This is a genomic window from Lysobacter hankyongensis (genome assembly GCF_039543145.1).
GTDB lineage: Bacteria > Pseudomonadota > Gammaproteobacteria > Xanthomonadales > Xanthomonadaceae > Lysobacter_I > Lysobacter_I hankyongensis.
On the sequence record NZ_BAABJE010000017.1, the window covers coordinates 96,367 to 114,252 of the forward strand.

Sequence of the window (17,886 nt, forward strand, 5' to 3'; positions counted from 1 at the left end):
ATGCCGCACGAACCAGGCCCGCACAAACCAGGCCCGCTGCTCACCCGCCCGCTCGCGGAGGCGCTGATCGCCGCACGCGATGCCGGTGCGCCAACCTGGCGCGGCTCGCTGGATCTCGGCCGTTCCACCGAGGATGTGTCGCTCGACGCCGACGCATGGACCTGGCGCGGGCAGCGCTATCCCTATCCGGGCAAGCTCAAGGACCGCACGATCCACCACTGGGACGGCGAGGCGTTCTCGGCGGTCTCGCGCTACGACGGCGCGCTGATCAAGCTGGTGCCCACCGAATGGGGCGCGCCGACCTTCGAGATCGACGGCATCAAGATGCTGCCCACCGCGAAGGCCTCGCCGATCGACGACGCGCGGCGCAAGGTCGCGCTGGTGCAGCCGCAGGGCAGGACCGTGCTCGATACCTGCGGCGGCCTCGGCTATTTCGCCGCCTGCTGTCTCGACGCCGGCGCGGCGCGCATCCTGTCGTTCGAGAAAAATGCCGACGTGCTCTGGCTGCGCACGCTCAATCCGTGGTCGCCCGATCCCGACGCGCCCGAACACGGCGGCCGCCTGCAACTGACGCATGGCGATGTCTCGCAGGCGATCGCGCAGATCCCGGACGCGTCCGTGGATGCCCTGCTCCACGACCCGCCGCGCTTCGGCATCGCCGGCGAACTGTATTCGCAGGCGTTCTACGACCAGCTCGCGCGCGTGCTGCGCCGCGGCGGACGCCTGTTCCACTACACCGGCACGCCGAACGCGCTGACCAGCGGCCGCGACGTGCCGCGCGAAGTCGCGAAGCGACTTGAAAAGGCCGGATTCAGGGCGGAGCCGGCATTGGACGGCGTGCTGGCGATGCGGCGCTGAAACCGTCGAACGAGACTCGCCGGCGTCATCCCTGCTGGCGTTCGATCTCCGCGTCCTTCTCGTCCCACAGCCCGTTCATCCACTGCTGGAATCGTGCGCGGAACGCGCGGTCTTCCTGATAATCGCCGTCGATCAGCGCCTCGGGGATCGGACGCTGGCGCACGATCACCCGCACTTCCGGGATGCGCCCGCCGATCAGATCCACGATCGTCGGCCGGCCGCCGGGATAGACGATGGTCACGTCCAGCACGGCCTGCAGGCTCTGGCCCATCGCGCCGATCACGAACGCCACGCCGCCGGACTTCGGCTTGAGCAGATGGCGATACGGCGACGCCTGCGTGGCATGTTTCTGCGGCGTGAAACGCGTGCCTTCGACGAAATTCATCACCGACACCGGAATGTCGAGGAACTTCTCGCAGGCGCGGCGCGTGGCCTCCATGTCGCGGCGGCCCAGCTCCGGATTCTTCGCGATCTGCTTGCGCGTGTAGCGGCCCATGAACGGGAAATCCAGCGCCCACCAGCACAGGCCGAGCACCGGCACCCAGAACAACTGCCGCTTCAGGAAGAAGCGCAGGAACGGAATGCGCCGGTTGAAGATCTTCTGCAGCACCACGATGTCCACCCAGCTCTGGTGGTTGGCCAGCACGAGATAGTGGCCGTCCGCCTGCAGCGACGGCGGCATCTCGACCCGGAACCGGGTGCGTGTCAGGTGATCGATCATCCGGCTGTTGACCGCGATCCAGCCTTCCGCGAAGCCGATCAGCACCGGATTGCAGGCCAGCCGCGCCCGCTTGAACGGCAGGAGGGCCTTGACCACCGCCACCGCCAGCAACGGCAGGGCATGGACGAGAGTATTGGCCACGATCAGCAGCAGGATCGGGGCGACGCGGAACCACACCATGCGGGACACCGGCCATCGGCCCAGGCGACGAAGGCCGGGAAGGGTATCAAACCTGTGTCCGAGGCCGCGACGGTCCGTTCGTCGAAGCCGCGCACGGCGCAGGTTCAGTCGACCCGGGCGGGATCCTCCGGCAAGGCCACAGGGTCCATGTCGACGGCGTCCGGCGCCGGAGCCACGGATGGATACGATCCACGGACTTCGGGCGTCGACGACGCGATCACGTCGATGGCCTCGTCCGCGCGGCGCCGCGCTTCGCCGACATCGAGCGGGTACTGCACGTGCGCGGTGCCCGCATCGCCGGCCATCGCGACCATGGTCGCCTGCACCGGCGCGACCGATGCGGTCGCCGACCGCGTCGCGTTGGAGGGATAAGCCTCCCCGCCGAACGCCGCATGGGCGGGCATGGTGCGCTGCATGGGCGAAGACACGCCGGCCGCCTGTGCGACATACCCCTGGGGCGGCGGCAGCGGTTGCGGCAGCGGCCGGGTCTCGGCCTGGGCCACGCGCAGCGACGCGTTGTCGTCGCCTTCGGGCGCATGCTTCAACCACACCAGATTGAACGCGAAGAATCCGATCGAAGCGCCGATCGCCATCAGCGCCGCGGTGCCCAGCGTTTTCAGGCGACGACGTTCGCCGTCGACCTGGCGCAACCTGCGCGCGAACGTGTCGTGGAAATAGCGCTCCGCGGCCGCCACCGGGCGCGCGTCGACCACCTGCGACAGATAGCGCGCCGCCCTCCGTGCGGGCTGCGCGAGGCGTTGCCGATACGTCGCCGCGGGAACCGCCGATGCCGGCGCACCGGTGGCGGCGGCGATCGCAGCGCCCGCGGCGTTCCGGGAAGGCCCGGCGGCCGGCATCTCACGCAGGATCGCGGCATCGATCAGTCTGAGCCGCGGCGTATGCGCGGCGGCCTCCACCACGCCGTCCGGAAAATCGCCGTCATGGACCAGGATCGTCTGGTCCACTCGCGCCTCTCGCACACAGGCCATCTCCCGGCGGAAGGCATCCTGCGGATGCGGCAACGCCGACCAGTCGCGGCTACTGAGCCAGAGCGTCTCGCCCGCATCGCTCATCAGTAGAGAGACCATGACGTCCTCGCATCGCTCGCGCAGCGACGGTGGCTGGATCGCGAGCGGGCGCCACCCCCGGGCCACGAAATGCGCCTTCGCCGCGGCCAGTGCGCGGCCGACATCGACGCGCGCCGACGCATCCGTCCTCGGCAGGGTCGAAACGCGTTGCGCACCGAAGGTTCCATTGTCCGACATGGCACTCGATCTCCCGATGATTTGGAGGACGAGTGTGGGCATCGCTTCTGGCCGCCGGATGAACCGGCACGAAGAGCCGCGAAGGGTTCACGCCCGATTGCGATGCGCGCGAAAAAGCGCCGACTTTTCGTGCATTGCGCATGCCGCGCCTCGTATCGTGCATGCCACAATTGTGCATGCAGGATCCTGCTCGATGATCGCCGCGACAGGCCCGCGCCGCGATCCCTTCCGGGATCACGCCGACGCGGTGCCCGACGTTTCCCGGCGCCGTGCCGCAAGACGGAACAGCAGCCCAGACGCCAGCCACGGCAGCGCGAACATCGCCGTCAGCGCGAGTTCGAGCGACGCGAAACCCATCGGCAACGCGACGCCCACCGCCAAGACTTGCGCGACCGCCGTCGCGAACATCGCATGTGCCATGCCGCGCGCGCGGAAGCGGGCGAAGACGGCCCCGGCCGCCGCGACGCACAGCACCGCTGCGAACATCAGATTGATCGCATCGGTCTCGTCGCCAAGCATGCCCACCGCCAGAGTCACCCAGACCGTAAGAAAGCCGGTCGCGGTCGCGAGCCCGAAGCCGACGCGGTACGCGAACTGGTCGCTCAACCACGTGCCCAGTTCGTACAGTGCGCAGGCCGTCGCCAGCATCGCGCCCATGACGACGAAGTCGAGAGTGGTCCACTGGACCTCGCGGGTGAACTGCATCGCCACCGCCGGCAGCAGCAGGAGCAGGCATGCCGCGCTCCAGATGAAGGGTCGCAGCCGGTTCCCGGGGCGGTCGTTGCCGCTGGCGGCGTGGTCGGGCATGGCACGGTCTCCGGAAGAGGGGTGGCCGTCAGGGTCGGCCGGACAGGTGAGCCCACGACGGGGGTTCCGTGAAGCGGGCGCGAAGTGCCTTCACGGGCCGTCGTCCGTCGCCCTGCACCGGGCCAGGCTTCCTTCTGCGCGGCGTCTGTCGATTCCCGGGCTCTTCGAGCGTCGAGGAAGACAGGCCGCATCCTTCACGATACACCTTGCCCGGAGACCCTCATGACCAACGACATGCCCCCCAGCCATACGATTCCCAGGAATGCGGTCTGCCTCTGGTTCGACGGCACCGCGCTCGACGCCGCGACCTTCTACGCCGAGACCTTCTCCGACAGCGCGGTGAAGGCCGTGCACCACGCCCCCGGCGACTATCCGTCGGGCCAACAGGGCGACGTGCTGACGGTCGAGTTCACCGTGCTGGGCATCCCCTGCCTCGGCATGAACGGCGGCCCGGGCAGGCCGCACAGCGAAGCCTTCTCGTTCCAGGTCGCGACCGAAGACCAGGCCGAAACCGATCGCCTGTGGAACGCGATCGTCGACAACGGCGGCCAGGAAAGCGCCTGCGGCTGGTGCAAGGACCGATGGGGCCTGTCGTGGCAGATCACGCCGCGCGCGCTGATCGAAGCCTATACCGATCCCGACCGCGCCGCGGCCAAGCGCGCATTCGACGCGATGATGACGATGGGCAGGATCGACATCGCCGCGATCGAGGCCGCGCGGCGCGGGTGAGCGTCCGCGAAAACGATGCGCGCCTCGCCGACGGGGCGCGGCAAACGCCGCGCCGCATGCGTCGCCTCGCATGCCGGGCACCAGCCCATGCCGGAGAGTTTGATCCGCCGACGCGCCATCCCGCCATCGGTCATGCATGGCCGTTCGCGCCCGCGACGCGCGTGTATAGTTCGTCGGCATGGCGGGCATGGCGCCCGGCCACGAATCGCGGAGAGCAATCATGGGTCTTGTACAGGCGGTCACGGGTGCGGTCGGCGGCATGTTGGCGGACCAGTGGAAAGACTTCTACACGGTGCCGGCCGGCCTGCCGTCGACGGCGGCGCTGTTCGCGGCCGTGCCGCAGGGCACCAATGCCGGACGCGGGTCGAACACCAGCGGCTCCTCCAACATCATCACCAACGGTTCGAAGATCGTCGTCCCCGAAGGCTACGGCCTGCTGCTGTTCCAGGACGGCAAGATCACCGCGTTCGTCGCCGAACCGGGCGGTTACGAGTGGCGATCGGACGACCTCAACTCGCAGTCCATCTTCGCCGGCGACGGCATCGTCAGCCCGCTGATCAAGCAGAGCTGGGAGCGCTTCAAGTTCGGCGGCCAGCCGGGCTCGCAGCAGGCCGCGTTCTTCGTCTCGCTGAAGGAGCTGCCGGACAACCGCTTCGGCACGCAGTCCGAGATCTACTGGGACGACGGCTTCCTCAACACCCAGGTCGGCGCGGTCACGCGCGGCTCGTACACGCTGAAGATCGTCGACCCGATCCTGTTCGTGAAGAACTTCGTGCCGGCCAGCTACCTGCAGCCGGGCAAGGTCTTCGATTTCACCGATCTCGACAACGCCGCGGCCAGCCAGTTGTTCAACGAAGTGGTCGGCTCGCTCGCCCCGGCGTTCAGCCTGTACACGAACGATCCGAGCAAGGGCAACCGCATCACCAAGATCCAGCAGGACTCGATCGGCTTCGCGAAGAGCCTGTCCGATGCGGTCGAACAGGGTTACCAGTGGAAATCCGACCGTGGCCTGGCGATCGTCAAGACCGCCATCGTCTCGATCGAGTACGACGCCAATACCCGCGAACTGCTGAAGACCGTGCAGCGCGCCGACGCGCTGTCCGGCGCGCGCGGCAACGCGAACCTGCAGGCCAGCGTGGCGCAGGGCATCCAGTCGGCGGGCGAACACAGCGGCGCCGCAGGCCTCGTCGGCATCGGCATGGCCACCGGCATGACCGGCGGCATCGCCGGCCTGCAGCAGCCGGTGGCGCCGGCCGCACCGGCCGCGGAGGATCCGGTCGCCAAGCTGAAGAAGGCCAAGGAGATGCTCGACCTCGGCCTGATCACCCAGGACGACTACGACGCGCTCAAGGCCAAGGCGCTGGGTCTGTAAGCGCCGGGCGCGCAGCGATCATGTCCGACCCCAAGACGCCGCCGCCGCTGCCGCCCGTGGACGGTCCCGGTTCGCCCCGGGACGTCCCGCCGCTGCCCGGCACGCATCCGATCGACACGTCGAAGTTGCCCGACGCGATCCGCGAGGAACTCGAAGCGCCCGATCCGGTCGCCATCGACACCGCCTCGGCCGAACTCGCCGACGGCATGCACCGCTGCCCGAAATGCGGGTCGACGGACATTCGCCACCGGGGCGGCACCGATCGGCTCGTGTGCCTGTATTGCCGCAACGAATGGGACGGCACGCGGGTCGAGGAATTGTTCGGCTTCGGCGAAGGCATCGACCAGCTCCGCGGGACGGTCGTCGCATCCGGCGCGCGCGACATCGACGCCGATGTCGCGGTGCTGAAGACCTTCAAGTGCAGCGGCTGCGGCGCCGAGGTCACGGTCAACACCGAGAGCGCGATGACCGCGCGCTGCCACTGGTGCCGCCACGTTTTCGGCGTGAACGAACAGGTGCCCAACGGCGCGGTGCCCGACGCGGTCCTGCCCTTCCACATCAGGAAGGACGACGCGGTCGCGCGCATCCGCCAGTTCGTCGACAAGCGGCGGCTGTTCGCGCTGAAGGAATTCAAGGAACAGTTCACGCCGGAGAACGTCGTCGGCGTCTATCTGCCCTACATGATCGTCGACGGCAACGCCAGCGCCGACGTCGCCGGCAAGGGCGAGATCAAGACCCGCGAATACACCCGCGGCACCGACAACAACAAGAAGACCTACTACGACGCCGACATCTACCATGTTCAGCGTCATGTGGACTTCACCGTCGACGACCTGCCGCTGGAGTCGTCCACCGAGCGCGGCAATCTCGACACCCGGGTCAACACCAACAACATCATCAACACCATCCTGCCGTTCGACACCAAGAACGCGGTGAAGTGGAACGCGTCGTATCTGTCCGGCTTCACCTCGGAAAAGCGCAACAGCAACGTCGACCAGCTGCAGCCGCGGCTGGAAGACCAACTGCTGTCGATCGCCCGCGCGCAGGTCGAGGCGTCGGTACGCCGCTACGACCGCGGCGTGCGCTGGGAGCAGGAAAGGCTCGACGTCCACGGCACGCGCTGGGTCTCGATGTATCTGCCGGTCTGGCTGTATTCGTACCACCAGCCCGGCGCCAACGGCGGCATGCTGCACTACATCGCGGTCAACGGCCGCACCGGCGAAACCATGGGCAGCGTCCCGGTGCAGCAGTGGAAGCTGTTGCTGGCAGCGCTCACCACCGGCACCATCATCGAAAGCATCGCCATCGCGATCCTGGCAGGTTCCTCATGAGCGACGACGGCGGACTCTGGCTGCTGCTGGCCGGCCCGGTCGGCGCGACCGCGCTGTACTGGACCCTGTACCGGTACTACCGCAACACCGACAAGTCGCACGGTTTCGAGCGCGAGACGAAAGTCGACGCGAAGCCAGTGACCGGGTCGGACGAGAAGGTCGACGAGATCACCGGCACCCAGCGGTCGCGCGTCGAAGGCGACAACGTCTCGGCGTATCGCGAGCGCGTGCAGCGGATCAGGGACGGCTGATCTGCGCGTCCGTCCCCGGCTCGATGGCGAACCGGATGGTCGCATGCGCCACGTCGATTTCGACATCCCTGAGTGCGACATCATCGCGTCGACGATGGAGCATTCGCTGCGGCACCGCGACCGCGAACGCGTACTGACGCTGCCCTTGTCGCTCGTCGACGATCCATGCGTTTCCGCGTATCTCGACACCCGACTTCGTATCGTGCGCCGAGTGCGGCAGGAAACCATCGCACCAGAAACCGCCGAGCGAAGCCCCTCCGTCCGATCGGAACCAGCCGCAAAGGCGGAACTCCAGCGCAAGCCAGAATTCGGCGTCCGCCAGAATCCGATGACGATCGCTCATGCCATCCCGTACATCTGAATGCCGGACACCGGAATGGATGCGGGCTGCGAAGGACGAATCGGGACGGAAGGCATGCGCCCCATCCTGCCAGCATCGCGGTCGAAACGCACCGGCATGCAGCGACACCGAAGCGGATCGTCATGCGCACCGGTCGTCAGCGCAGGCGTGCGTATGCTCGTCCGGCGCAAGATCGCGCGAAATCGCAGGGAACGCCCTTCATGTCGCAACAGGTCCAGACCGTCATCAGCCTCAACGGCGTCGCCAACGGCTCGGGGTTCTCCAGCCAGCAGCCCACCGTCGTTTTCGAGAACCTCCCCTATGGCCCGTGGACCGCGCTGTCGACGCCGCGCACGGTCAACGGCGAGGTCATCGGCTTCGCGGATCCATCGCAGTACAAGGTCGCGCTGTTCGCGGTGGAAGCGCGCGGCGAGTACACCGGCAACAGCGCCTGGCTGGTCGACATCGCGACCGACGGCACGTTCGCCCTGCAGGTGAACCAGGCCGCAGCGCTCTACGTCGCGCTGCTGATGACGCCGTCGTTCGCATCGAGCTACTTCTCGCAGACGTTCCCCGCCGGCAGCGGCACCACCGACCATCTGCCGACACCCGCCGACAATCCCGGCGAAACCCTGCTGATGCTGGAATTGCCGGCCGGATTGAACCGCAGCATCGTGATCACGAACATGTCCGCGATTCCGGAATTGCCGCCGGGCCAGGACTGGGTGAACACGCAGGGCTACGGTGGCCCCATCCGTGCGCTCACGCCGCTGAACAACAACGGCGCCCCGAATCCCGCCCAGATGACGCCGCAGTCCACCCAGAATCTCTGGCAGATGATGGTCGGCGGCAGCAACGCCACGCTCTGCGTCGTCGCGCAGCCGAAGAATCCCGACGGCAGTCTCGGCGCCGGCGCGTTCGCCGCCGGCGTGTACGTCTACATGAACACCATGTACCTCGTCGCCGGCGCGGGCCCGCGCGGGGGCTCCGACATCGCGCCGATCGTCGTGACCGCGCCGCTGGTGCAGTGGGCGATGTTCGTGCCATCGATGGTGCAGTTGAACATGACCCTCACCATCCTGCCCGAGCGGGCGATGGTCTCGATCGACGTGATGGAAGTCGATCCCTCGCTGATCTACACCTTCCTCAAGCTGCTCTACGAGGTCGAGAAGAAGATGATGGAGCTGATGTTCGCCGAAATCTGAACTTCGGCGGATCGTCATCCGCGGCGAACCATCGACAGCGGACCGCAGGGCGGGCACGGGCCCGCCCTGCGGATCGATGCGGTTACGGCGTGCCCTTGTCCGGGGTTTCGCCCGTGGTCTCCGCTGCCGGCGGCGCCGTTTCCGGAACCTCGGCCACGGGAGCCTCCGCCTCAACCGCTTCGACCGCTGCGGGCATAGCGGCGGCATCGGCGGTCGCGGCCTCCGCGACGACGGGCGCGGCAGGCGCGGGCGTTCTGGGCGCGATGGCCGCGAGGGTCGGGTCGTCGGGCTTCAGCAGCTTCAGCGGCTTGTCCTTCTTGCCGGCCGGCTGCTGCCACACGGAATCGGTATCGATGATGTTCACGCCCGCGAACACGATGGTGGTGCCCAACTTCGGCAGGAACAGCATGCGCCCCTCTTCCTCGGCCAGCTTGTAACCCACGACCTGCAGCGGCTTGTTGACGTGCACGAAATAACCGTGGACGTTGGTGAGCGACGCTTCCTCGCGCGGATACGGATTGGCGATGTCCTTCAGCATCGTCCCGATCGCGAGATCGAGCAGCCTGCTCACCTGCGGGCGCAGCGCAGCGCCGTCGTTCTCGGTCCAACTGCCCTCGCCCACCAGCGGGCGACGCGCGCCGGTGGACGCGATGTAACGCGTGGTCCACAGCTTCGACTTGCCTTCGTTGCCCATCAGCTTCACGCGCAGGGTGACGTAGGGCAGCACGTCCTGCTCGTTGGCGAAACTCATGACCACCGCGCCGGTGACTTCGAACTTGCGGCCGGCGGTCGCGTCGGCGGTGAATTTGCCGGCGTATGCCGGATCCGCCATCGCTGCCAGCAGCTTCGCCTTCGCTTCCTCGTCGATCGAGAAGGTCAGCGCCTGCTCGGCCGAGGCCATCGCATTCTTGCCCTGGCTCGCATTGATCCCGCTCTGCACGGCCACGCCGACCAGTCCGAACAGCAGCATCGGCGCGGCGCCGCCCTTCTGGTGGCCGGAAATGATCAGATCGCTGTTGGGCACGCGGTAGGTGCCGAGCGGCAGATCGGTCCACTTCGAGACCTGGTCGGTGGAGAACTCGATCTGGGTCGGGCCGTCGAAGGACGGCGCCACCAGCGTGGCCTTGGGCGTGCCGGCCAGGGCCTGCAGCGGAACGCTCGCGAACGCGAGCAGGAAGGAAAGGCGCACGAACGCCTTGCGGATCGTCATCGGAATGTCCCCTGTGGAAAAATACGGCGCCGCCATTTTCCCCGGTCGCCACGGGGAATGGAATGGGCGGCGATGCGGGACGTCCGGTGCGGCTATTCGACGACGGCCGCCGGTCGGGCCGGCGCCAACAGTCGGAAGGCCACCTCGCCGCAGGCCGCCGCATGCGCGCCGTCGCCATGGGCGAGCGTCAACGCGTATTCGCCCGCGGTGAGAAGTTCCCGCGGAACACGCGCCAGGAATCCCGAATCCGACAGCCATGGCGCATTCCGCGCATCCACGACATCCGGGCGCGGCGACCGCTGCAGCGCGGGCAAGCGCCACAGTCTGCCCGTGCTCCGCTCGCGCAGCAGCAGCCGGGCATCGGGCGCCGAAGTCTTCGCCTTCGGGTCGGACACCCAGCCCGCAACGACGGGATCGGCGAAGGGATCCAGTTCCGGAATCGCGCCTTCCATCGGCCTGCCGTTGATGAACTCGATGTTGCACTCACGATGTCTGCGCGAAGGCAGCGCATCGACAGCCGTCGCGCCTCCATGCGCACGCGCGGCATCCGGCGTCCAGGGGCGCAGGACCAGCGGCGCGGCGGGAGGCGCGGCCGTCGCAGACCGACGCGTGCCGGGCGAGACATCGGAATACTTCGTCGACAGCCGCCGCATCGCGGTCTCCATCAACAGATCGGCCTGCGCATCGCGCCCCACCACCCACTCGACCCGGGAATCGTCGCCCTTGAGCCGGATTCTGGCCTGCGCGCGGCCGCAGTAGGCATGCACCGAATTCCAGTCCGACATCGGCGCGTGGAACAGGCATCGCGCCGACGGCGGCGTGAAGCCGAAGAGGTCCGCGGTCCGGCGCGGCGTGCAGGCACCGTCGGACACGAGGGCCGCAAGACTCGGCAACAGATCGGCCTGATGGAAGGGCGTGTCGTCGCGGCCGGCGGGGACCAGTCCCGACAGCACGAAAGCCGGGATCCGCGCGCCCGCCGCCATGCCGAACATCCGCTGCTCGGCGCCGGTGAGCAGCGTCATCGCCCGATGATCGGAAACGACCACCAGCACGTTCTCGTCCAGAAACCCGCTTTGCGCCAATCGCCGGACGAACTCGCTCATCGACTGATCCATGTAGTCGAAGACGGCCTTTTCGCTGCTCTCCAGCGTGTAGGGATGCACGTACGGATGGTGCGTGGAGACGTTCTCCACCACCAACAGGCGCGGCTTGTCGCCATCCCGCTGCAGCATCGCGAGCGCCTTGCGATAAAGATGATCGTCCGCCGGCGCATCGAACGCCAAACGGGGCAGCCCCTCGTATTCCGGCGCGTCGTGTCCGCTGATGTCGGAGAAGCCGATCGAGGCCAGCCACTTGCCCTTGTCGGAAAACGCCAGGTTTCCGTTGGTCATGAACACGGTCTCGTAGCCGAGAATGCCGAGGATCCTCGGCAGACTCGAATCCGGAGACCACGCGCCTTCGAACGGCCCCAACTGCAGCGGTGCCTTGATCGGCGAGTAGATCGGACGCCCGAGCAGCAGCGAGACGAGTCCCGCATTGGTATTCGAACCGCCCGCATGGAAGTTCGGGTAGTAACGCCCCTGACGAGCCAGATCGTCCAGTCGCGGCGTCCAGTCGTTGAGGCCCGAAAACAATCGGCTGTGATACGTCGACCACGACTCCGCGATCAGAACGACGATGTTGGGCCGCCGCGCGCTGCCGGCGAGGCAACTCGCGGGGCCGCCGGCCACTTGCCGCTCGATCTGCGCCCGCATGTCGTCCGAGTACGCGGTCGAAGCGCCCTCCGTCATGTTGTGGGCGATCACGTTGCGGATCGCCCAGATGCTGGGCGATTCGTAGGGCACCATCACCCTGACCGTCTGCGCGACCGGCAGCGCCACCGTCAGGACCACGACCACCCGCTTCGCCGCGACGTTTCGCGCAGGCCCGATCAGCACGCAGCCGAGGACGATCGCCGCCAGCATCGCGCCAGCGCCGTAAACGACCGGCCGACCGGCGGCATGCAGCAACTGTCTCCACACCACGTCGAATTGCTGGCCGTAGACGACCACATCGCGCAGATCGAGGCGCACGAAGAAGTTGCGGTAGATCGCCACATCCAGCAGATAGACGATCGCGATGGCGAGCGCGAAAAGCCGCAGCAGCACGACCCATGCCCGCGTCCCGACGAATCGGGACAGCGCGTACGCCCACAGCGCCAGCAGGACCAGCGGCAGGTCTTCCATCAGTTGCAGTGTCACCAGACAGCCATCGCAGCTGATTTCTTCCGAGAGCGGAATCGAAACCAGTGTCGCGCGCAGACCGAACAACACCGCGGCGACCGCGAGGATCGACATCCACGGGATGGTGGCGGACACAAAACGCAGGATCGAAGAATATTCGCTGGAACGCATGATTCGGGTCGGTATCGCCATGTCTACGGTGCGTCGGCGGCGTCGCGGAACGCCATCGCAATGGAACGCCCCGCAGGACGCGCGGTTGACAGCAGAAGTGGAAAAAAGAGAGGTGTCGTGAACAAAGGCGGAAACGGGTGGCCAACGGGCCAACGACGGTTTTGCGCAGGTTCCGGCGAATGCGCACCACGAAGACCCGGACCGTCATCGCGCATTGATGCCATCGATGGCCGAGCACATGCACATGGGCAGCGCCAGTGCGCGCATTATCCTTCGACGTGATGCGCATCGCCAACAGCCGCGTCGCGCGCGCACGTCAAGGTGTGAACGCACGCACGGAAATGATGCGCTTATCCGACGACGACAGGCATCGACACACGCCAGGCAGCAAAACTGAACGGACACAGTCGACGATGCGCACAAGCACTTGAACATCGCCGTGGCGTTTCGGACGACATCGCATCGTGCACGCGATATCGGCCCCCGTCGTTCATGCGATCGCCGTGGGATTCCCGAACGCAGCGCGTCGCCCGACATGCGAACGATGAAGATGAACAGGCCCTCCGATGATGCCCGTACGGCGGCATGCGGAAGAGACATGCCCCGGCATCGGAGCATGCGATCGTGCGCCATCGCATGGCAAAACGACGCTTCGCGGATGCGCCTCCCGCGTGCGGGCTCTCGGCTCCGGGGCCGCGGGAGAGCACCCACGCCCCCACCGCGATTCCCCGGTACGGGGTTCCCCCTTACACTGTCCGGACCACAAGGACAGCCGGGGCAGGGATGAAGCAGGCGTTGATCAAGTTCAGTTCGTCGATCCTGAACGCATTGGTGTTCCACAATCTGGTCAAACGCCCTTTTCTGGAGATCGGCGCGCTGTTCAAGCGTTCGTCCAGCCGGTTCGAGCCCGCGGCCGCCGCCGCGGACGACAAGACCCTCTGCTTCCTGCTGGGCTCGCCCAGAAGCGGCACCACGCTGTCCTCGATCCTGCTCGATTACACCGACGGCATCACCAGCCCGCCGGAACTCTACCTGGCGACGTACGACACGCTGCGCCAGCGCAAGGACATGCTGGAGCAGACCATCTACAAGGCGGTGCGGATGGGGCTCGCGCAGGCGCTCTCCCGCGCCGATCGCACCTCGCTGGCCGCCGGATACGCGAAGATGAAGGACGCGGAACGACAGGACCGCACCACCGCCGACCTCTACGCCTACCTGCAGGCCCGTGCGGCGCCCGTCTTCATCGACAAGACGCCGTTTTATCTGTCGTACCTGTCGGACGAATTGTTCCTGCAGCGCTATCCGAAAGCGAAGTACATCTACGTCTATCGCCATCCGCTGTCGGTGATCCAGTCGCAGAAGACGCAGCTCGACTCGCTGTCCGATGCGCGGTTCCGGAAGTTCGGGATGCAGGCGCAGGAGAAGCACAAGCGCGGCGAGATCGGACTGTTCGCGATGGCGTTCGCGAAGCGCGAAGCCTTCAAGGAATTCCAGGACTACAAGATGGAAGCGCAGGTCAAGTACGACTTCGACAAGTTCAAGATCCTGGAATCGTGGTGGCTGTACGAGAACCGGCGGACGGTCGAGTACCTGAAGCGGATCCCGGAAGACCGGAAGTTCGTCTACGCGTTCGAATCGCTGGTGCGGGATCCGGAAGGCACCCTGGCCGCGCTGTACGCGTTTCTCGGCATCGACGCGGACCCGCGCAAGGCCATCGATGCCTACGAACGCAAGAAGGCGCCGGATACGATCGGATCGATCCTGGGCGCGTTCTGGAACTGGGAGATCGGCGACCCGAACCAGATCTTCATGGCCGGCAAGATCGAGTCCTCGCGCGCGGGCGAATGGAAGCGGCATGCGCATCTGTGGGACAAGCTCGAACCGGAAACCCAGCAGTTGGCGATCGAACTGGGATACACGGAATAGCGCTCGGGCGCGCGCGTTCCCGAGGGGTTGCGCCGGCCACCCCGTGGCATGACCGCAGGCGCCGTTTCGCGCGACAATGGCCGCACGGCACGCGCGGTGCCGCGCAGGATCGGACGGCGGCGAACAGACATGCGGACTTTCGTACTCAGGGCACGGGCGGCACCGACCGAGAGCCAGAAACTGTGGGAATCGGTCGGCGGAGAGGCCCACACCGAGATCCTGGCGCATACGCTGATGAACGCGCTCTTCATCGCCCAGTCGCATCGCCCGGATGTCGTCGTCTACCTCGTGCTGGAAAGCACCCGCGACTTCTCGCGCACGATCCGGTTCGAGATCAACGCCATGCATGAGCTCGGCGGCTTCGACGAGCGCGCCCTGCTGAGCAAGGTGGCCAAGGCGCTGGATGCATCGCGGGGCATGGGCAAGGAAGAGACCCGCCCGGTGGAATCGGGCGTCGACGTGCGGACGCTGAGCTTCGAAAAACTGGTGCAGACGCTGGCCGAAGACCACCAGCTGTTCCTGATGGACCGCAAGGGCACGCCGATCCGCGACGTCGCGTTCGCGGACAACCCGTGCTTCCTGCTCACCGACCATATCCCGATGCCGAAGAAGATCATCCCCGGCCTCGAACGCATGGGCGCGAAGAAGATCACGCTGGGACCGACGATGCTGTTCGCGTCGCAATGCGTGACCCTGATCCATCACGCGCTGGATCAGTAAGCCCTCTCGAATGGCGGTCAGCACCGTGCGGAACGACATGGCGCTGCATTCGATACCACCCCACAACCCACACCGCGCGATCGGCTGAATTCAAGCCCGCGGGTCACATCGCCGCGTCGGGCCGCCAAGAAACGATCTCACGAACATCCAGAACATCGATCAGCCGGTCGATGTCCGTCATCGCCGATTCGACAATGGCCTCCGGCCCATCCGGAATCGCGAAATGAAACACGATCAGCACATCATGGTCATCGACACGATATCCCCAGTACTCGCATGGACCCGGCTCGCCGTCTTCCGCATCCATCCGTCGATGCGCCTCACCGAAGCGGCGAACCATATCCCCGTGAGACAACTTGAAGGCGAGACAGTCGCGATGGCCGCTCGGGTAATACGGCGGCGCCTTGTCCAGTTGAATCATCAGCACCTCGAAGTATTACCGCCGTTTACGTGATCCTGGCGGAGTTCGCCGTGCTCATCGCCACCTTGCGAGCCTACCCTGTGCGCGCCATCGCCACAATACAGTCGCCCCGGCGCACTAGGCAGCAGTCCCCCAACACACCAGCCAATACAGCTGACCCGATCTCCAGACATACGCTTCCGCATTCCATTCGGTTCTGAATGAGCAGACCGAAGATACGTCGCCAAGCTCCGGCGTGTAGTCCGGCATTGGCGTGATCTTCAGGAGTTGAGCAATCGCCGATCGGAGTTCTGCAGCACTGCGCGACTTCTGTCTGGCGCTCGATAGATATTTTTCAAAGTTCTCATCCGAGTCCGTGCCACGGAACAGGGCGCGCATTGCGGCCGCATAGAACCTTTCCGGAGAATCGTGCAAGGACACATCATCCGAAACGAATTCGATCATCGATTCATTTCTTACGTTCTGCGCACAAATGATCTTCATTTCGGCCGTCGCCTTTCGCAGAGCGGGTCTTTCTGCTTGACGGCTACAACGCCATCAGCGCGTATCCCGTCCACTGCGATCCCGTGACCTGCAGCGTCCCGCCATCGATCACCTCGGTCCGGCTCAGGCTGATTTCCTCCTGCACCAGCCGCTGGCCCCTGGTCGCGAACTGCGACACCACGGCGACGGAGATCGATCCGCGGACGTCCTCCATCAGAATCCCACCGGGCCAGACCACCTGCGGCGGATAGATCGGATCGCCGCCCTTGAGGATCGACACTTCGACACCGATCGGAAAGCGGTTGGCGATGCGCACCTCGTTCACCACCAGATCCGTGAAGATCTGGTGGATGACCGCGCCGGTGGCCTGCCGATCCTCGGACGTGATGCTGTCGATCGAGAACGCGGCGGTGGTCTCGGCGAAGGCGACGGTCGCCGTCGTGGTATCCAGTTCGGAGGGTCTGGATGGATCGCCGGCATAGCGGGCCTGCACCGCGAAATCGGGAGGAATGTTCACCGTCGTCGAACCGCCCGGAGGCGGCGACACGATCTTCCATGCGATGGCGGCCAGATTGGGATTGAGCACCGGCGCAATGAACAGCGCCAGGCGCACCATCTCGTCGGTCCTGTTGATCAGCGTGATCTTCGCCATGCGCGACGCCTCCTCATTCCGTTCCAGCCAATACGCACCGCTGCCCGAAATCCGGCCAGACCCGCGGACCCGACCTGCGCTTTCCCCGGGAGCGATTCACGGGAACACCCCCAACGCCGATCCGCGTGCGCTCAATGCCCATGCCCGTCGCCGGGCGTGCCAAGCTGCGCGGCCTGCCGATAGATCTCGTATTCGGCCCGATTCAACGCGAAGCCTTCCAGGGCGAACAGCGCGCGATTCCGCTCCTCGCCGCCGGTCCGCGGATCGCTGGCGATCGCCAGCAGGATCTCCTTCAGCCGATCCGAACGCACGCGCTCGGCGGTAATGCCGCCGATGGCCGCCAGCCTCACCCGCTCGTCGGGGTCGCGCATGGCCTCGTGCAGTACGTTCTCCAGCCCGTCGCCGCGATCCCACTGCGAGGTCTGCAGGACGCTCGCGGCCCGCACTTGCGGATCTGGATGCGCGCGCAGGTCTGTCAGCCGGGCCACGAGCGGCGCGGCGTCTTCCGACGCGATCATGGTCGGCGACAACATGTCGACCAGCGTCGTGAGCATGGCGGGATCCTGTTCCCGATCGATCTCGCTCACCAGGAAACCGCGCACGTCCGTATCGCTCAGGGGAAAGGCCTTGAGCAGTTCGAGGCCTTCCCGCCGTGCGACCGGATCGCGGCTCGCGGCCAGTTGGAGGGCGAATCGCTTCACCTCGTCGTCGGGATTCGCCTGCAGGGTCGCCAGCAGCGCACCGCGCTTGTCCAGCTCCGTTTCGAGCGTGTAGCGACGCATCAACTCCTGCACATCGATGCCGCCTGCACGGCCGCGCCGCGGATCGTTCGCGACCGCAGGTACCGCCGTGGCATCGGCCCGATCCGAGCGGCCCGCAGGCATCGCCTCGCGGGCCACGGCATCCGCAGCCTGGTGCCGATCGAACGCCACCCATGCGCCCGCAGTCGCCACGAGCGCGACGACCGCGGACAACGCAAGGCGTGACGAGCGCGCGCCGATGCCGGACATCATCGGAACGCG

The 17,886-nt window shown here is 66.3% G+C and carries 18 protein-coding genes; 9 read left to right on the forward strand and 9 right to left on the reverse strand.

Annotated elements, in window-relative coordinates:
- Window positions 1-858, forward strand: a complete 858-nt coding sequence (locus ABD974_RS15650; protein WP_345304266.1) for a class I SAM-dependent methyltransferase — start codon at window positions 1-3, stop codon at window positions 856-858.
- 25 nt (window positions 859-883) lie between these two features.
- Here the strand turns inward: ABD974_RS15650 and ABD974_RS15655 are convergent, their stop codons facing one another.
- The 3 genes from ABD974_RS15655 to ABD974_RS15665 all read right to left on the reverse strand — a co-directional run bounded on the left by ABD974_RS15655 (window position 884) and on the right by ABD974_RS15665 (window position 3,831).
- Window positions 884-1,759, reverse strand: coding sequence for a 1-acylglycerol-3-phosphate O-acyltransferase, YihG family (locus tag ABD974_RS15655; RefSeq protein ID WP_345304267.1), 876 nt, complete (start codon window positions 1,757-1,759; stop codon window positions 884-886).
- Between the two features lie 104 nt (window positions 1,760-1,863).
- On the reverse strand, window positions 1,864-3,024 hold the full coding sequence (locus tag ABD974_RS15660; protein WP_345304268.1) for a hypothetical protein: 1,161 nt from the start codon (window positions 3,022-3,024) through the stop codon (window positions 1,864-1,866).
- A gap of 234 nt (window positions 3,025-3,258) precedes the next feature.
- Window positions 3,259-3,831 (reverse strand): hypothetical protein, encoded by a 573-nt coding sequence (locus ABD974_RS15665; protein WP_345304269.1) that lies wholly within the window; start codon window positions 3,829-3,831, stop codon window positions 3,259-3,261.
- Window positions 3,832-4,053: 222 nt separating this feature from the next.
- Between ABD974_RS15665 and ABD974_RS15670 the strand changes: the two genes are divergently transcribed.
- The 6 genes from ABD974_RS15670 to ABD974_RS15695 all read left to right on the forward strand — a co-directional run bounded on the left by ABD974_RS15670 (window position 4,054) and on the right by ABD974_RS15695 (window position 9,059).
- On the forward strand, window positions 4,054-4,560 hold the full coding sequence (locus ABD974_RS15670; RefSeq protein ID WP_345304270.1) for a VOC family protein: 507 nt from the start codon (window positions 4,054-4,056) through the stop codon (window positions 4,558-4,560).
- Window positions 4,561-4,780: 220 nt separating this feature from the next.
- Window positions 4,781-5,932, forward strand: coding sequence for an SPFH domain-containing protein (locus tag ABD974_RS15675; RefSeq protein ID WP_345304271.1), 1,152 nt, complete (start codon window positions 4,781-4,783; stop codon window positions 5,930-5,932).
- A gap of 20 nt (window positions 5,933-5,952) precedes the next feature.
- The gene (locus tag ABD974_RS15680) at window positions 5,953-7,263 is read left to right on the forward strand and encodes a TFIIB-type zinc ribbon-containing protein (RefSeq protein WP_345304272.1); all 1,311 of its coding nucleotides are present in this window, start codon (window positions 5,953-5,955) and stop codon (window positions 7,261-7,263) included.
- Window positions 7,260-7,514: a hypothetical protein gene (locus ABD974_RS15685; RefSeq protein ID WP_345304273.1), complete on the forward strand. Its 255-nt coding sequence runs from the start codon at window positions 7,260-7,262 to the stop codon at window positions 7,512-7,514. The genes ABD974_RS15680 and ABD974_RS15685 overlap by 4 nt, the downstream gene beginning before the upstream one ends.
- 43 nt (window positions 7,515-7,557) lie before the next feature.
- On the forward strand, window positions 7,558-7,875 hold the full coding sequence (locus ABD974_RS15690; RefSeq protein WP_345304274.1) for a hypothetical protein: 318 nt from the start codon (window positions 7,558-7,560) through the stop codon (window positions 7,873-7,875).
- Window positions 7,876-8,075: 200 nt separating this feature from the next.
- A complete protein-coding gene (locus ABD974_RS15695) occupies window positions 8,076-9,059 on the forward strand; it encodes a hypothetical protein (RefSeq protein ID WP_345304275.1) in 984 nt (327 codons plus the stop codon).
- A gap of 82 nt (window positions 9,060-9,141) precedes the next feature.
- Here the strand turns inward: ABD974_RS15695 and ABD974_RS15700 are convergent, their stop codons facing one another.
- Window positions 9,142-10,269, reverse strand: coding sequence for a hypothetical protein (locus tag ABD974_RS15700; RefSeq protein WP_345304276.1), 1,128 nt, complete (start codon window positions 10,267-10,269; stop codon window positions 9,142-9,144).
- 92 nt (window positions 10,270-10,361) lie between these two features.
- Window positions 10,362-12,662, reverse strand: a complete 2,301-nt coding sequence (locus tag ABD974_RS15705; protein WP_345304277.1) for an LTA synthase family protein — start codon at window positions 12,660-12,662, stop codon at window positions 10,362-10,364.
- Window positions 12,663-13,445: 783 nt separating this feature from the next.
- Between ABD974_RS15705 and ABD974_RS15710 the strand changes: the two genes are divergently transcribed.
- Both ABD974_RS15710 and trmY read left to right on the forward strand, forming a co-directional pair.
- Window positions 13,446-14,588 carry a sulfotransferase family protein gene (locus ABD974_RS15710; protein ID WP_345304278.1) on the forward strand — a complete coding sequence of 381 codons (1,143 nt, stop codon included), beginning with the start codon at window positions 13,446-13,448 and terminating at the stop codon, window positions 14,586-14,588.
- A gap of 129 nt (window positions 14,589-14,717) precedes the next feature.
- Window positions 14,718-15,308 (forward strand): tRNA (pseudouridine(54)-N(1))-methyltransferase TrmY, encoded by a 591-nt coding sequence (gene trmY, locus ABD974_RS15715; protein ID WP_345304279.1) that lies wholly within the window; start codon window positions 14,718-14,720, stop codon window positions 15,306-15,308.
- A 103-nt stretch (window positions 15,309-15,411) separates the two neighbouring features.
- Here trmY and ABD974_RS15720 read toward each other — a convergent pair whose 3' ends face one another.
- The 4 genes from ABD974_RS15720 to ABD974_RS15735 all read right to left on the reverse strand — a co-directional run bounded on the left by ABD974_RS15720 (window position 15,412) and on the right by ABD974_RS15735 (window position 17,877).
- Window positions 15,412-15,729 carry a hypothetical protein gene (locus tag ABD974_RS15720; RefSeq protein ID WP_345304280.1) on the reverse strand — a complete coding sequence of 106 codons (318 nt, stop codon included), beginning with the start codon at window positions 15,727-15,729 and terminating at the stop codon, window positions 15,412-15,414.
- Between the two features lie 117 nt (window positions 15,730-15,846).
- Window positions 15,847-16,173: a hypothetical protein gene (locus ABD974_RS15725; RefSeq protein WP_345304281.1), complete on the reverse strand. Its 327-nt coding sequence runs from the start codon at window positions 16,171-16,173 to the stop codon at window positions 15,847-15,849.
- 82 nt (window positions 16,174-16,255) lie between these two features.
- Window positions 16,256-16,864, reverse strand: a complete 609-nt coding sequence (locus ABD974_RS15730) for a hypothetical protein (protein ID WP_345304282.1) — start codon at window positions 16,862-16,864, stop codon at window positions 16,256-16,258.
- Between the two features lie 131 nt (window positions 16,865-16,995).
- Window positions 16,996-17,877, reverse strand: coding sequence for a HEAT repeat domain-containing protein (locus ABD974_RS15735; RefSeq protein WP_345304283.1), 882 nt, complete (start codon window positions 17,875-17,877; stop codon window positions 16,996-16,998).
- Between the last annotated feature and the right edge of the window lie 9 nt (window positions 17,878-17,886).